This window comes from Mucilaginibacter sp. 22184, assembly GCF_052045695.1.
GTDB lineage: Bacteria > Bacteroidota > Bacteroidia > Sphingobacteriales > Sphingobacteriaceae > Mucilaginibacter.
Window position 1 is genome coordinate 172,367 of the sequence record NZ_JBQEPI010000009.1, and the last position, 15,370, is coordinate 187,736.

General features: G+C 44.8%; 10 protein-coding genes. 3 read left to right on the plus strand and 7 right to left on the minus strand.

The window, feature by feature from the left end; all coding sequences use genetic code 11:
* Positions 1-70: 70 nt before the first annotated feature.
* Both ACTJKG_RS20570 and ACTJKG_RS20575 read right to left on the minus strand, forming a co-directional pair.
* Entirely contained in the window at positions 71-2,167 is a 2,097-nt protein-coding gene (locus tag ACTJKG_RS20570; protein ID WP_440740292.1) for a tetratricopeptide repeat-containing sensor histidine kinase, read from the minus strand.
* A 138-nt stretch (positions 2,168-2,305) separates the two neighbouring features.
* Complete coding sequence (locus tag ACTJKG_RS20575) at positions 2,306-4,594, minus strand: glycosyl hydrolase family 95 catalytic domain-containing protein (RefSeq protein ID WP_440740293.1); 2,289 nt, start codon at positions 4,592-4,594, stop codon at positions 2,306-2,308.
* 161 nt (positions 4,595-4,755) lie between these two features.
* Here ACTJKG_RS20575 and ACTJKG_RS20580 point away from each other — a divergent pair, with 161 nt between their 5' ends.
* Positions 4,756-5,382 carry a LysE family translocator gene (locus tag ACTJKG_RS20580; RefSeq protein ID WP_440740294.1) on the plus strand — a complete coding sequence of 209 codons (627 nt, stop codon included), beginning with the start codon at positions 4,756-4,758 and terminating at the stop codon, positions 5,380-5,382.
* Positions 5,383-6,194: 812 nt separating this feature from the next.
* Positions 6,195-7,748 (plus strand): alginate lyase family protein, encoded by a 1,554-nt coding sequence (locus ACTJKG_RS20585; protein WP_440740295.1) that lies wholly within the window; start codon positions 6,195-6,197, stop codon positions 7,746-7,748.
* 395 nt (positions 7,749-8,143) lie between these two features.
* Here ACTJKG_RS20585 and ACTJKG_RS20590 read toward each other — a convergent pair whose 3' ends face one another.
* From ACTJKG_RS20590 to ACTJKG_RS20600, 3 genes are all read right to left on the minus strand, one after another.
* Positions 8,144-9,181 (minus strand): PmoA family protein, encoded by a 1,038-nt coding sequence (locus ACTJKG_RS20590; protein ID WP_440740296.1) that lies wholly within the window; start codon positions 9,179-9,181, stop codon positions 8,144-8,146.
* 367 nt (positions 9,182-9,548) lie between these two features.
* Positions 9,549-10,904, minus strand: a complete 1,356-nt coding sequence (locus tag ACTJKG_RS20595; RefSeq protein ID WP_440740297.1) for a Gfo/Idh/MocA family protein — start codon at positions 10,902-10,904, stop codon at positions 9,549-9,551.
* A 553-nt stretch (positions 10,905-11,457) separates the two neighbouring features.
* The gene (locus tag ACTJKG_RS20600) at positions 11,458-12,336 is read right to left on the minus strand and encodes an OmpA/MotB family protein (RefSeq protein WP_172337579.1); all 879 of its coding nucleotides are present in this window, start codon (positions 12,334-12,336) and stop codon (positions 11,458-11,460) included.
* A gap of 188 nt (positions 12,337-12,524) precedes the next feature.
* Here ACTJKG_RS20600 and ACTJKG_RS20605 point away from each other — a divergent pair, with 188 nt between their 5' ends.
* Positions 12,525-13,157 carry a DUF1349 domain-containing protein gene (locus ACTJKG_RS20605; protein WP_216650682.1) on the plus strand — a complete coding sequence of 211 codons (633 nt, stop codon included), beginning with the start codon at positions 12,525-12,527 and terminating at the stop codon, positions 13,155-13,157.
* Positions 13,158-13,225: 68 nt separating this feature from the next.
* On the opposite strand, the gene ACTJKG_RS20610 is transcribed toward ACTJKG_RS20605, so the two are convergent.
* Positions 13,226-14,119, minus strand: coding sequence for a DUF3078 domain-containing protein (locus ACTJKG_RS20610; protein WP_440740298.1), 894 nt, complete (start codon positions 14,117-14,119; stop codon positions 13,226-13,228).
* 230 nt (positions 14,120-14,349) lie between these two features.
* Positions 14,350-15,300: an NADP-dependent oxidoreductase gene (locus ACTJKG_RS20615; protein WP_172337581.1), complete on the minus strand. Its 951-nt coding sequence runs from the start codon at positions 15,298-15,300 to the stop codon at positions 14,350-14,352.
* Positions 15,301-15,370: the final 70 nt, after the last annotated feature.

Below are 15,370 nucleotides of genomic sequence, written 5' to 3' on the forward strand. Positions count from 1 at the left end.
TAGTAATTAGGTGTTCAGAAGAAAATGCCTAATTTATTAGCTTACGCAGCTTCTCACTTCGTGAAATGCTTCAATTATTCAAGGGTAACTCTACGTAGAAAAATGTTCCGTTGTTTTGCTTGCTTTCAAACCAGATATGCCCTCCATGAGCTTCCACTATCTGTTTAGAGATGGCCAGTCCCATGCCAAAGGGTTGTTCACCGGCTGTTCCTGGCCTTTTGGCTTCGGTGAACATATCGAATATCTTATCATGCATTTCTTTGGGTATACCTATACCATGATCTTCAATAGTTATCAATACGCTATCTTCCTTGCCGATCATCTGCACATTGACAACAGCACCGCTTGGGCTGAACTTAATGGCATTGGCTATCAGGTTACTGATTACCCGCCACATTTTTTCACGGTTAATGCTAATGGTGAGATGATCAGCAGTTAACAGGATCTGCTGCCCCTTTGCTTCTGCTTTAAAATGTAAAAGTTCTACACAATAATGGAGTAGCGTAAACATATCAACAGGCTCCATTTTCAATTCTTCGACCCGAGTGTGAATTTGTAAAAGATCATCAATCAGGTTCAGCGAATTTTTTCCGGAAGTCTTGATCAATTCCAACATGGTATGATCATCACCGGGCCTATGTCTGTTATCCAGCATCATGGTAGCAACGGTCATCATGGCACCTACGGGGTTACGCAGGTCATGTGCCACCATTTTCATCATACGGGTATTATCTTCCTGGCTTTGCTCCAGCGCGGTAAGCGTTTTTTGCATCTGCGTATTATATTCGCTGATCTTCTGGTTCAGCTTGGTAAGTTCATTCACACTATTGCGGTAACGCTTCAGGTTATACCATACCAATAGTAAAATAATGATCGTCATCACCGCAAAAACAATGATTGCAACCAGGTAAGTGGTTTTTAACTGATCGTTTTTGCTTAATAAAGTTAACCGGTATTGCTGTTCGATATTCTTAAATCCCTGATCTATATCGGCGATCTTTAAACCCTTACTAACCTCATCCAACGAATCGCGCATTTTATCATATTGCTGAACATACTGGTATGCCAGTGCAACCTGTTGAGTTTTATCGTAATAGTTCCATTTTAGTTTTTTCCATTTCAGCCGATTATCAGCATTGCTCTGGCTTTTCCCGCGCCCGGCAAGCAAATCCCGCTCAATTTGTCCCAATAAAGAATCGGCAGCCGTAAACCGCGAAAACTTTATGTACAAACCAGCCAGTTTTAGCTGCGCTGTTTGCGCGTCTTCCATAGCATACCCGGGCCTGTTATTGATATGAATGCTTTCCTGCAGATATTTTTCTGCTTCCGTATAATTATTCATCAGAGCATAGGTGCCACCCAAATTACCGTACACAACCGCCCGGGCCATTTCTGCAAACTGTTTTTTATCCGGAAAGCGCCCGGCATTACGGTCAATAAAGGTTAACGCGCGTTTGTAGTAATAAACAGCGCTATCGCGCATATTTGCCTGTTCAAAACACAGCGCTATCGTATTGAGGTGCGATTGCGGGTAAATAAATAAGTTACTAAAGCCTGCGCCAGCTTTACAATGACTGTTTTCAGCGAATGCCTGCTTAAAGTAAGGGATAGCTCTTAAGTAATTGCCTTGACTATATCTTACCATTCCTAATTGATAAGTGATCTGGCAATAGCTGCAACTATCCAGGTTTTTTTGAGCGAAGAGCTTACCATCATAATAACATTTAAAGGCCTCGGCGTATTTTTTTTCAACCATCAATACATCGCCTTTGGCAAATACGGCACCAGCATATTCGGCTTTGTATTGCAGTTCCTTACCTTTCAGTATCAACATCATACTATCGGCATATAATTTTTCCTTTACCAGGTTTTTGTCGTAGTATAAATAATAATTAGCCTTTTGATTATATTTTTTCCACAGGTCAGGGATTCCGGGATCAAAAAAAACGTTGTATGCCGAATCGAGATAATTAACAGAACGCTCCAGTTGACCGCTATTAAGTAAAGTATTGGCTTTGTCGATAATAGAATCGGCAAGTGCGGGATGATTATTATTTTTTGTAGCTACTTGCTCACACGCAGATAAAAACAGAATACAAATGAATAGGGGAACTAAGTATCCCCATTTTATTGATTTAGCAAGATATAAGCATAAGGGCAAAGGCATAAGCTAAACATTTGATAGCATTTATAAAAGGTATACGGATAAGGCTTAGATAAAGTTAAAATTTGTATTTATAAACCATCAAACTGATCAATTGCTTTTGCCGAAAAAATTTAAACTATGTAGTTTAATAAGGAGCTATCATTCATATCCATTTTTTAACACAAGCACCGCGCCGGGTTTAAAGTCAAGATCAATAAGGCCATCTTTAAGGGTGCCTATTTCAACATCCGTTTGACTTTGAGCAAACCATGTTTTGAACGGGAGTTTCAATTTGGTTTTCCCACCTTTTTCAGATACAATCTTCACTTCATCAATTTGGCCATTTTCCTTTTTTACGCTGACCAGGAAGGCCCCTTCGGCCCGCAAATTTTCAAAGGAAAGGTTTTTCCACGTAGCCGGTATAGCCGGTGTTATCTCGATAAAACCCGCATAACTTTGCAGCAGCATTTCCTGCAACCCCGAAGCAAAGGCGAAGTTACCCTCCAAAGTAAAAGGGCGATATTGAAACTTGGAATAACCCGATTTCGTTTGATCGCCATTTAGGTGGAAACTATTGATGGAGCAAAACGCTTTGGCAAAAATAGTGAGGTCTTTAGCAGCGCCCAGGCCATCTTTTGCACGGGCCTTCATATTGGCCAGCCACGAATAAGAGTAACCACACCAGTAAGCAGGCCCCACACTATCCAGCAAATGGATGGAGTTTTTAATAACCGATTGCGCCATTTCGCCATCCTCCCATTTCAGCAAACCCAGCGGATAGATACACAACATGTTGGAAAAATGCCTGTGCGATTGATTATAAGCCATGGAAGGTGCAAACATCAATTCATTAGCCGGCGTTACCGCGAAGTCATCAAACTCATCATATATCTTTTGCCAGTGCGCTGCTTCGGCTTTTTGATCCAATTCGGTAGCCAGCTCGGCCGCGGCTTTAAAAGTAAATTTCATCAATGCCAGATCGTAATTGGTGTTTTGATGAAACCAGGCGGTAATGTCGTTATCATTGATCTCGGGACTTGAGCTGATAGGCAATTTACGATGGCCTTTGCTATCTAAAACCGTCAGACTTTCGATAAATTGGGCGGTTGATTTTATCCATGGATAGGCCCGGATACGCAAAAAGTTTTTATCCATGCTATAGCGCCATTGCAAATAGTAATGCTGTCCCAGCCAGGAAGATACCGTTGGCGAAAGCGAGTATTGTATCCATCCGCCCATTTCTGTACCGTTCATGGTTGTAACGCCCGGTACGGCCAATCCGCTTTTACCAAAATACATTTTGGTATACCGTTGGTAATTGGTTTTATTGGCATCCAGATGGTTCAGGTAAGCCATGCCCTCATCCAGGTGGTTAGCGCTGTAGCTGGGCCAATAGCTAAGCTGCGTATTCAAATCGTGGTGAAAATCGCCTTTCCAGGGTGGCAGGCGACCGTTATCTGCCGTCCATACCGCTTGCAGCGAGATTGGCGGGGCACCTACCCGTGATGCCGAACCAAATTTGTATTGCTCCAGGTACCACTGTTTCTCCAACAACGCGTCCGGTATATGAATGGCCGATTTGCTCCAGAAATTATCCCACCAGTTTTCATGCGAGTCGAAATCAGTCTGAAGTCCCCGTTTTAAGGCCTTCGCCGATACTGCGGCAGCTGTGGGGTTGATCTTTTTAGCGGGATATTGTGAGGAGATAGTCCACACACCTTCTATAGTGTTTGCATTTACCTTATGCCAGCTTACGTTGATCTGGTAAGTAAAACCGCCCCAACCCTTTTGTTTATAGGTAATACTATTGCCTTGCTGACTGATGGTTCCGGCCGGATAACCCAGGCGCGACAGGTCATCACCGCCAACCGGGTCGCCAGATACTTTTATTGCACCCTGGTATTTGGGAGCTATCAGTTTAGGCCCAAGCCCGGTTTTGATATTCTCAAACCTGAACCAGCCTACCGGCGCTGTGGCGTGTACAAAGGTTTTCAGTACGATACCGTTGGCCCATTTAACGGTACACAATGCATTGGACAGGTGCAGATTAACCGACTTTACTTTACCCCAGTCCTTAGTATCAAACTCCAACGCGCCGCCAGGAATTTTGGAAGGAGCCGGTTCATGATCATAAGGTTCATCCAGGTACTTTTGTACCGGTGCATAGTCCTTTTTATCTACCTGATTAATTACCCACTGATAGCTAAATTCTTTGCGGTGCAGGCCCTTCATCGGGCGCAGGTCCCAAAGGTCGGCCCTATCGAGCGAGAATCGTAAATGATCGCCCTTCTGCCATATCAACGCGCCCAGCATGCCATTACCCAGCGGAATAGCCTCGTCCCATTGCCTGGCCAGGGTATCAAATTTTAAGTCGTGCTTTGTTTCATTTTGTGCCGATACACTTTGATAAAATAAAAGACCAGCGATGATCAGGATTGCTTTTCTCATAATAGGTACAATTTCAGGCTATTCAAAATTGGCTAAAACCACTCTTTGGCAATTTATGGTTTTGATTTTACTATGTTACTAATATCTGTTAACAGACACAAATCATTCACAAAATACTTACCCCCTGCCGCAACTCTCTCCGAATCGCTATCTTTGAAAATATGGGTATCATTAATTACGCTACTTTTATTGTCGCCTCCTTTTTGTTTATCATTTCGCCGGGTATAGACACGGTTTTTATTTTGAACAAATCCATTGCACAGGGGCACAAAGCCGGCATATACGCTACGCTGGGCATCACCACTGGTGTATTGGTACATACTACGTTGGCCGCGTTCGGCTTATCGCTCATCCTGGCACAATCGGCTATGGCTTTCAGCATCATCAAGTACGCGGGAGCGGCCTATCTGATCGGCATGGGTATCTCCAAATTATTCGCCGGTGGTAACATGATCAAACAGGAGGGACAAACACCATTAGTTTCAGTCCGAAAAACCTATGTTTCAGCAGTTTTCACCAATGTACTCAATCCCAAGGTGGCTATCTTTTTCCTGGCATTTTTCCCGCAATTTATACAACCCGCATATATTCATAATGCCCGGCCATTTATTTTCCTGGGGACAACCTATGCCGTTATGGGTTTGCTATGGCTTTTGGTATTAACTTTCTTTGCAGGATCATTCTCGGTTAAACTCAAAAACAGCCCGTTTATAGGCACCTGGCTCAATAAATTTTCGGCGATAGCTTTTGTGCTGATGGGGATTAAAATTGCTTTTACCAAGAGATAATTCCGCCATTATTAACGTAGGTCGATCTTCATAAACACAGCAAAAAGTGGGTTTACATGGGTTTACACTTTTCAGCGTAAATTTCATATTAAATACCTGAAAATCAATTAATTAAATTTATTTTAATGAAAAAAGTGTAAACCCACTTTTTTCATAATACAGCGTTGTGTTTACATATTCCATAATATACCCTAACGAAAGTATTGGTCCATCATATGACAGTGGGAAGATTCAAACGCATGGCATCGACTCACCCCGACATCGCTGCGCTCGTCACCCCTCTCTCCGCTTCGCGCATAGAGGGGATTTTTGTTGGTTTTTCCTACCCTCTTTGCGGCGAAGCCGGAGAGAGGGTGGTCCAGCGAAGCGTAGACCGGGTGACTCGACTATGCGTCATGCTATTGATTACTAAGATTTGATCGATGTCTCCTGTTTATATACCCCAACGAAAACGTTATCGTAAATAAATACCTGAAAATAAGCTTTTTATAAAAGCTTATAAATAAATTTGGGTAAACCACTAATTAACCTACACTATACAAACCCACTTCTTTTGGCAATACCTTCCGGGTAGTTTGTTGCTATTGCCTGCGCATTTCTAAAACCAATTTTATACAACATAAACCAATTTTAAAATGACAAGAAATCCCGCTTTAACATCCGGCTGATGATACAGCTGTTTTACAGGTATAGCTATATAAAAAGCAAGGCATTTCGGAGTGCTTTTGCTACACCTTTATCAGGGTGTTCATCATAGATATACAGATCAAAAAAATAAATTAACCAAACCTATAAACCAAATTTCTTGAGCTATGAAAAAGAAAACCACCTACTGGCTGGCTTTTGCCTGCCTGTTTGCCCTGTGCACGTTGTTGTGCCAGTGTAAAAAATCAACTGTTAAAAGCAATACACCCGATGCCGCACCGCAAACCAGTCCGCGCGCGGTAACCACTTTTATCCATCCCGGCGTGATCAATACCCAGGCCAATCTTGATCTGATCGCCTCGCAGGTAAACAGTGGCGATGCCACCCGTACGGCCGCTTACCAAAAAGTGCTTGATTTTATCAGCAACAATGCCCTGCCCACCCAATTTTACGCTACGGTTTATGTAGGATCGAACGGGCATACGAGCCCGTCCAAAAGTCAGATCCGTAAGGATGCCGAACTGGCTTACGCGCTGGCCCTGCGTTTTGCCAAAACAGCCGATATTACCTACGCCAACCAATGTATCGCGATATTGAACGGTTGGTCATACACCTTCCAGAACTATGCCCCTATTGATGCCTCTGACAATCCTAACCAACCTGCCCTGGAAGCCTCCTGGACCACACCCAGCTTTGTAGCCGCGGCCGAAATTATCCGTTATTACAAACCCAATGGCGTATCGGCCAATTGGTCTACCGCGGATATTAACAAGTTTAACGACTATCTGAACAATGTAAAAAACAACTACATCAACAACGTACCTGCCTATAATAACAACTGGAATGTATCTGCCGGTTATGCTAAAATGGCCATCGGCGTTTTCCTGAATAGTGCCAGCGTTTTCCAGGCAGGTGAAGACGCGATCAACGCCGTTTTACCCCAGGTGATACAAAGCAACGGTACCATGCCCGAGCTTTGCGACCGCCAGGATTGCGTGCATTACCAGTATTCGTTAACCGGCTTAACCTATGCCGCCGAAATAGCTAATATGCAGGGCGACGGCTCATTGTACACCGCACTTTCCAGCCGCATCAGCGCCGGGTACGATTTTGAGCGCAGCGCTTATAACCAAAGTACCGGCTGTAACTATTGCTCCACCTCCAGCCCTATTTTCCCGGGTGTTGAGGTGGCTTACTATCATTATGGTACCGCCAATATGCTGTCATTACGTAACCAGCAGGACCCACTGGGTGTGCCTAATGATAATACCTTTTTAGGCTTTACTTCTTATACTCACTTTAATCTGGGTGGCAGCACTACGCCGCCAACAGGTTCAAATCCACCAATCGGATCGGTTATTTCCCTTAAAGGTTTCAATAATGCCTATGTAAGCGGCGAAAATGGCACTACAGCCATGACCTGTACCCGTACCACTGCCGGTGATACAGAGCATTTTACCGTGATTGATGCTGGCGGCGGCAAAATTTCCCTGCGCAGCAAGGCCAAATTTGTATCCTCAGAAAATGGTACCATGGCCATTACCTGTAACCGGGCAACAGCCAGCGATTGGGAAAAATTCGACTGGATAACCACGCCCGATGGCAAGGTTACCCTGCGTGGCAATAACGGCAAATTCATCAGCAGCGAAAATGGCACCCAGGCCATGACCTGCAACCGGGCTACAGCCTCGGGCTGGGAATCATTTACCGTTGGTCAGTAAAAAATAAATTATATCACAAAGCCCTTAGCACTTAAGCGGGGGCTTTGTACAAAAACTTTTTAAAGTTCTATTTTAACATTTTTCTGCTCTAAAACGACAAAAAAGGGGCCGAAAAAACTCAAAATTTATTCGGAAACATTCGTTTTAACAATTTTCGGCAAATTTTTGATGGGCTTTTTATGATTTAAAAAGTTTTAAATAATAGCATAGCTTTTTTTGTGCGCGATGATTTCCCCATTCCATAAACCCCTTCCTCCCCTTCCCCAAGGAAGGAATCGCACAAGGCCCCTATTTTTTTGATGACTGTCATGCTGCCAAGTCGAAGCATGCTGGGCGGGACTCCGCGCCCTACCCTTCGACGGAGCTCAGGGTGACAGCCCTCCTTTTACACCATATTAATTCTTCCCAAAGCTCCCGGCCAGTTCATTCAATTTTGCTGCGCTAATGGTTTGCCCGCCATTGCTGATCACGATGCGGTAGCGGAACCTTACTGATTCGCCTTTTTTAAGGGTCAGGTTCTTTTCTGATTTGCCGTTGGTAAAAATCTTTTCGCCCAAGGGGTTGGCCGCGAACAGCCCATAGCCGCGGGCATGCCAGAAGGTTGGGTAGTTTACGTTTTTAGGATGATCAATAATGGCTATGCTTACCGAATCGGTACCCATCTTGCCGTAAACCTTGCACCATACACCCCGCGTGCTCCAGGCATCGTTGCCTGTTTTGCCTTCGCTGGTGAGGTAGGTACCGTTGGCGATATGGTCCTTGCCGCCTTTTACAACGGTTACATTGCCTTTATCGTCGGTATATTTTTGGTCGGCGGTATCGGGGATCTGCAGTTCATGGGCAAAACGCAAACCCAGCAAGCCGTCTTTGGCATCTTTAAACAAGGCGTCTTTATCGGCGGTCAGCGTAGTGTAGCGATCGATAATGCGTTGATGATCATCGCCACTAAATTCAAAGCGGGTGATTTCTTCCAGGATCACCTCCTTTTGTTGATTTATCCAGTTGGCGTGGTAGCTCAGTACACCAGTATTTCCACTCTTGGTTTCCAATATTTTATCCGTGCGGATCCAGCCGTAAGCGTGCTTTTTGCTTTGAGGGATAGCGTAGGAATTGTTCCAGAAATCGAGCCCGTTAAGGTTTTCGAAATTAAACCAGATGCCGATGTGATGCGGATGATCAACCGGATCACCTGGGCGCGGCGCCAGCGGGAAACCACGGGTTACTACGGTGCCGCCAGCGGTATACAGGGGATACAGTACGGGTTTCTCCAGCGTATCGGGAAACAGGAAACTGGTGAAAGGTTTACCACCGATGGATATATCTATTTTGTCCTTTGATACTTTGGTGATCTTTACAGGCTCGGCCTTTTGAGCTTGTGCTAATGAGGATATCGTTGCAAGGATGGCGATGCTTAAAGTTTTTATGGTTCTCATAGTATGGATATAAGGTTAAATAAACACGTATCGACTCACCCCGACATCGCTGCGCTTGTCACCCCTCTCTCCGCTTCGCGCATAGAGGGGAGGAAAAGAACAAAGACTTTTGGATCAAAGAGCAAGGACAGAACAAAACGGTCTTTGTTCCTTACTCCAAAAATCCTTCTACCCCTCTTTCCGCCGCAGGCGAAGAGAGGGTGGTCCGGCGAAGCGTAGACCGGTGAGTCGGCTATGCGTCATGCTAATTTTGCGCTCGTGGGCTCCCCTCTTGAGAGGGGCAGGGGTGTGTTTCTTCGCTTTCATAAACACACCCCGCCAATTCACAAACCAACGCGCCCCCTCTCAAGAGGGGAACTATAAAAAATCAATATTTAAACACCTTCCCATTAGCCATTACTTCCTGCGTAGCCTCGTCAAAAGTGGCTTTGTAGCCGGTATGCACGGCGGCATTGGTCATGATATTGGCTATGGAGTGACTGTAACCTGCTTCGACAGGGGCATGCGGTTCCTTACGGCTGCGTACGCTTTCCATCCAGTTGCGCACGTGGTTGGAGGTAAGCACATCGCCGCCGGTATTGGCCGATGCAACCACCTTTTCGGTATTGGCCAGGCTGATCTCGGGCAGCAGGTTGGCCTGCATATGCATGGCATCGGCCATTTTTTGCGTAAGGCCACCTTCGGGCGAAACCTTGTTGGTGTTCAGGTTCAATTCACCGCCGTTGGAGTAATAGATTTCGGCCGGGTGCTCATCGCCATTGTGCATGCGCGAGCCAAAAGTTACCTGAAAACCTGTGGAAGGATCATCCAGCGGACCATAATCAAACGCAGCTAAAATGGTATCCCAGTTTCTGCGGCCGTCCTTCCATACATATATACCCCCATTGGCTACCACGCTGCGCGGATGTTTTAAGCCGGTAAACCAGTGTACGGTATCAATCTGGTGGCTCATCCATTGGCCAGCCAAACCCGATGAGTATGGCCAGAATAATCTAAACTCTAAATATTTACGCGGATCAAAAGCCTCATAAGGGCGGTTCATGATAAAGCGTTTCCAATCGGTGTCTTCTTCTTTCAACAAGCCCAGCAGATCCGGCCGACGCCAGCGGCCCGGCTGATTTACGTTCCAGGTTAGTTCCACCATGGTGATCGGACCAAACTTGCCCGAGCGTATAAAATCATTAGCCGCATGGTAATTGGCCCCGCTGCGACGCTGTGAGCCTATCTGTACAATTTTACCCGATTCCTTTACCGCTTTGAGGGCGGCGCGGTTATCTTCCATGGTTTCGGCAAAAGGTTTTTCTACATAGGCATCGCAGCCGGCTTTTACCGCCTCGATGGTGTGGCGTGCGTGCTGAAAATCGGCCGTGCTGATAAACACCGCGTCGACCGCTTTGCTGTCATACATTTCCTCGTTATTGCGATAGGCCTTTACATCGTGCTGCATCTTCTCTTTCCAGATGGCGGCTCCTTCTTCACGTCGCCGTTTCCAGATATCAGATACGCCAACCACCTCAAAGTTGAGTTCCTTGTAATGGTTCATAAAGCTGGGGATATGTGAGCTACGGTGACGGTCTGAAAAGCCCACAACGCCCACCCGCACACGATCGTTGGCACCGATGATGCGTTTATAGCTGTTGGCGCTCCAGCTGTTTTTGGCAAGCATTACACCGGCACCCGCCAGCGCGGCCTGCCTGATAAAAGTACGGCGTGATTTTTCCATGAAGAATAGGTAAATTGGTTAAAAATGACTGGTCGGCTTTGACCAGCCAAACCAAATATCGAAGAAAACTTATAGAAAAGCCAACATTTTAACTGTTAATGCTACAAGAATATACGGAAACGATTGCGTAAAGGGGTTGTTACAAAAGGGTTGATACGTCCTAAACGCTATTGCTACCTCAAGCGTCCCACTTGTGGCCACCGTGCTTAGTTACTGTACAAATAAAGACTGCAACCGAACCACAAGCGAGACGTATGCGGTAGCAAAGGCAAGATCAATCGTCATTAGTTAACAGTTTTGCAAACCCCATCGGGGTTAAAGCTTTGTAGAGAAATTCGGGTGTGAAAATCAGTGCCGTAGGTACTGGACTCAGGTTGCATACCTACGGCATGCTTAAATGCTTCTAGTTGGTTTTCTACAAAGCCTTTACTTCTCGGGAATATCCGTTGCCGGTACACGCATGCCTTAACCTATCTTGTTGCCTCCGGATCTCCAAACAAAAAAGCGGCGGTCATTTTCATGACCGCCGCTTTTACATCATTACTTATGCTTATTATTTCTGTGGTGCTATAGGCTGTGGCGCTGGCGCTTTGCCTATCAGATCCATAAACTGATCCAGTTTTGGCGTAATGATAATTTGTGTACGCCTGTTTTGGGCTTTACCGGTTGGGGTACTGTTATCAGCAATCGGGTTGTATTCACCACGACCGCCAGCTGTTAAGCGTTTAGGATCAACCTGGTAATTGTTTTGCAGGGCCTGCACAACTGATGATGCACGCAGCGCGCTCAGATCCCAGTTGTTGCGGATATTTTTCTGAGAGATAGGCACATTATCGGTATTACCTTCTATCAGCACATCATAATTGCTGTAATCGGTAATGATCTTGGCAATTTTGCTTAGGGTCGCGCCTGCCTTGTCTGATATTTCATAGCTGCCAGATTTGTACAGCATGTTATCAGACAGCGAAATGTAAACAACACCTTTCAATACCTTCACATCAACATCCTGTGTTTCCTGTGGACTTAATGAACGGGTAAGGTTATTGGTTAACACCATATTGAGCGAATCGCTTTTGCTTTTGGCATTTATCAGCTGCTGAATGTAACGGTTTGAGCTGTTGATCTCATCAACCAGTTTAGAGATATTCACGCTACCCTGGTTGCTGGAATTTAAACATTTATCCAGCGCATCCTGCAAGGCTTTTACGTTCGACCTTTCGGACTTGAGCTGATCTTCCAGGCTGCTTACCCGACCATTGGCTACGGCCAGCGCCTGTTCGCTGGTTTGATACTTCACGCTCAGATCGCGGGTGCTGTTCTGAAGCTGGGTATAGTTGGCATCCAGCTCTTTGTATTTTTTGGTGCTTACGCAACTTTGTCCAAGAACTGCTACTACAAGCAGCCCCAGGATGGATATTCGATATTTCATCATTTGATTTTTTTTATGCTTAAATATAGTACAATAAAGAATAACTAATCAGCCGCCATAAAGTTTGTTTACACATAAATGGCAACAGCTTGTTAACGCTCATTTATGCAGTAAAGTACATGTATCTGTTACAAAGCCATAAACTTATTTCCTATCTTGGCGGCACATTTTTCTAATTACCTATCTAACAAATGAAAACATCTTTTAACAAAAAAATCAAACTAACCGCTATGATCTGCCTGTTTGCCGCTACCGGCGCTTTTGCGCAAAGTAATCCCGAGATGAAATGGTTTAACAAGCCAACCAAAGCGGCCGAAGGGAATGCCCAAAAATTCACTTTTACGGTTGATCCGGGTACCGATTACTGGCAGGTTACACATTACGGCTTTAAGCGTGACAATGGTCCGTTTTACTACCAGGAAGCGGAGGGTAATTTTGAGGCCAGCGTAAAGATCACCGGTAGCTACCATGAACTGTTTCACCAGGCCGGACTAATGATCCGCATCGACGAAAAAAACTGGATCAAAACCGGTATTGAGTATGTTGATGGCGTGCAGAATGTAAGCGCTGTGGTAACCCGCGAAGTGTCAGACTGGTCGGTTGTGCCGCGTCATGACAGTCCGAAATCGGTATGGTTAAAGCTGCTGCGTAAAGGCGATTATGTAGAGATCAAATACTCTTTTGACGGGCAAAAATTTGATATGCTGCGCCTGGCTTATTTCCCGCCTAATGTAAAGGCCGAAATTGGTATGGTAGCCGCCGCGCCGGGTAAACTGAGCTTCCCGGTAACTTTCGAGAATTTTAAAGTTGAAGCTGTTAAATAAGTAAAAGCTTTTAATAAAAAGCCCCTTAACCAGTAAGTTAAGGGGCTTTTTTATGACGAGCGGGCCGTCTAAAACTTATATGTTAAGCCCGCGCCGAAGATCTGCTTAACCTGCAGACCTATCTTGGTGGTCTTCACGCCATTTTCAACAACGGGTATTTTGGTTTTACCATCATAAATCAATTGCGCACCAGCATTTACGGTTACAAACTTGTTTACTTTCATAAACAGGTTGGCGGTATAATCGGTATAGATATCGCCGGGTTTATGCAGATAATCTGAGTATAGTTTCAGGATATTTTCCAGGCTGATGTTTTGTACCAGGTTAACCTTGTAGTAGGCATCAAAAGAGGCGCCAAACTGAAACAGGCTTTTATGATCGGGTGTAACACCAAAAGCCCCAACATGCGAAAGGGAATCATTCCTCACGATAATGATACGTGCCGCGGCAGGCGAAATATTGATCCTAAAGTTATCAGACTTTTTGTAAGCGAAACCAGGACCGAAAGTCAGATAAGCCGGAGCCAGGAAATCTGATAAGAGTGTTTTTGGCGTGGTACTATAGTCATAACCTTTGGTAAACTGACTCTGGAAGTTCATATAAAACGTATACAACCAATATTTTGATAGCTGGCGGCCCAGTAAACTATTCAGTATGATACGGTCGTCGTTTTTGCGCCATCCTATATCTTTTTGTTTGCTCAAGCCATAACCCAGGATCACTTTGTTGTCCCAGCTCCATTTATCTTTTTTATAGTTAAAATCATAATTCAGGATCAGGTTACCGGCAAAGGAATTTACACCACCTGCCGACCAATCTTTATACGAGCTTTGGTTAATGAGGAAAGTGTTTTCGCCATGTATGGTCCATCGTTTGGCGGTGTCTGGCGGTGTTGTGGGAGTTTGCGCATAGCTGATGGCTGCCATGCATAGTGCGGCTAACAATAGGGAAAGCTTTTTCATAAAGGTAAAATGTTTAATGGTTTTTAAAATATACCTGCCATTCATCCTACCCGCTGTAATAAGGTTTCCCCTACTAACTATCCGTTCTTTTGGATGCGATATTACTATCATCATCCTGACAGATACATGACAAATATCGCATTTATTATTTATTATTACTTTTAAATTAATAAGAGCCAGCTTAAAGCCGGCTCTTATTAATTATCAGGATATAATATAATTCATTGGAATTATAAGGCAATCACCACTTTACCCCGGGTTTTGCCGCCATCTACTTTATCCTGTGCTTTGGGAATGTCCTCAAAGCTGTAAACTTCAGATACATGGGATTTTAACTTGCCATCGGCTATCAATTTAGCTATCGCTTTCATATCCTCCCCATTTGACTCTACAGCTATACGATAAGTAAGCAGGTCTTTAGCTTTGGCCTTTTCGGCAATTTCACCTTCAAAAAAGGCAAGCAGGCTTACCAGACGACCGCCGGATTTTACCGCCTTAATAGAGCGCAGGATATGATCGCCATAAATAGAATCAAATACGATATCGGCATCCTGTACTTTTTCTTCAAATTTTTCCTGGGTATAGTCAATAAATTCATCAGCGCCCTGGCTCAATATAAAATCCTTACTTGAGGCCGATCCCGTGCCTATTACATAAGCCCCAAAATGTTTGGCTATCTGGACGGCATAATGCCCTACACCACCCGCGGCTGCATGGATCAGCACTTTATTGCCGGGTTGTATTTTGGCATAAGTAACCAGTCCTTGCCAGGCGGTTAATGCAGCCAGGGTAGCCGCAGCCGCATCGTTAAATGAAGTACCAGCAGGTTTTTTGGCCAGATGGTCTGCCGGGGCGGCAACATATTCGGCATAAGCTTTGGCATGACCCGGAAATTTAACCATCCCAAATACTTCATCGCCATTTTTAAAATCGGTTACCTCGCTGCCGGTTTCTACTACTGTACCCGCAACATCCCAGCCCAGTATCATTTCTTCGCCGGGTAGCGGCATCAGTTTCTTTTTGGTGTAGATCTCGTTCTTTCGAACATAGCCATCAACAGGGTTAATGCTCAAGGCTTTGGTTTGTATCAGCACTTCATTAGGCGCGATAACTGGTTTGTTGATCTCTTTTAGAATGAGTTTATCAGTACCACCGTTTTCACTTAATATTATAGCTTTCATATCTTTACTTTTGTATACCCCAAAGGTCGGGCTTGGCACAAGGCTAATTCCAGTACATTTTTGGGATAAA

Bases quoted from the DNA above. Each gene is read 5' to 3' on its own strand.
- ACTJKG_RS20570 (WP_440740292.1), bottom strand. From the start codon at position 2,167: ATGCCTTTGCCCTTATGCTTATATCTTGCTAAATCAATAAAATGGGGA.
- ACTJKG_RS20575 (WP_440740293.1), bottom strand. From the start codon at position 4,594: ATGAGAAAAGCAATCCTGATCATCGCTGGTCTTTTATTTTATCAAAGT.
- ACTJKG_RS20580 (WP_440740294.1), top strand. From the start codon at position 4,756: ATGGGTATCATTAATTACGCTACTTTTATTGTCGCCTCCTTTTTGTTT.
- ACTJKG_RS20585 (WP_440740295.1), top strand. From the start codon at position 6,195: ATGAAAAAGAAAACCACCTACTGGCTGGCTTTTGCCTGCCTGTTTGCC.
- ACTJKG_RS20590 (WP_440740296.1), bottom strand. From the start codon at position 9,181: ATGAGAACCATAAAAACTTTAAGCATCGCCATCCTTGCAACGATATCC.
- ACTJKG_RS20595 (WP_440740297.1), bottom strand. From the start codon at position 10,904: ATGGAAAAATCACGCCGTACTTTTATCAGGCAGGCCGCGCTGGCGGGT.
- ACTJKG_RS20600 (WP_172337579.1), bottom strand. From the start codon at position 12,336: ATGATGAAATATCGAATATCCATCCTGGGGCTGCTTGTAGTAGCAGTT.
- ACTJKG_RS20605 (WP_216650682.1), top strand. From the start codon at position 12,525: ATGAAAACATCTTTTAACAAAAAAATCAAACTAACCGCTATGATCTGC.
- ACTJKG_RS20610 (WP_440740298.1), bottom strand. From the start codon at position 14,119: ATGAAAAAGCTTTCCCTATTGTTAGCCGCACTATGCATGGCAGCCATC.
- ACTJKG_RS20615 (WP_172337581.1), bottom strand. From the start codon at position 15,300: ATGAAAGCTATAATATTAAGTGAAAACGGTGGTACTGATAAACTCATT.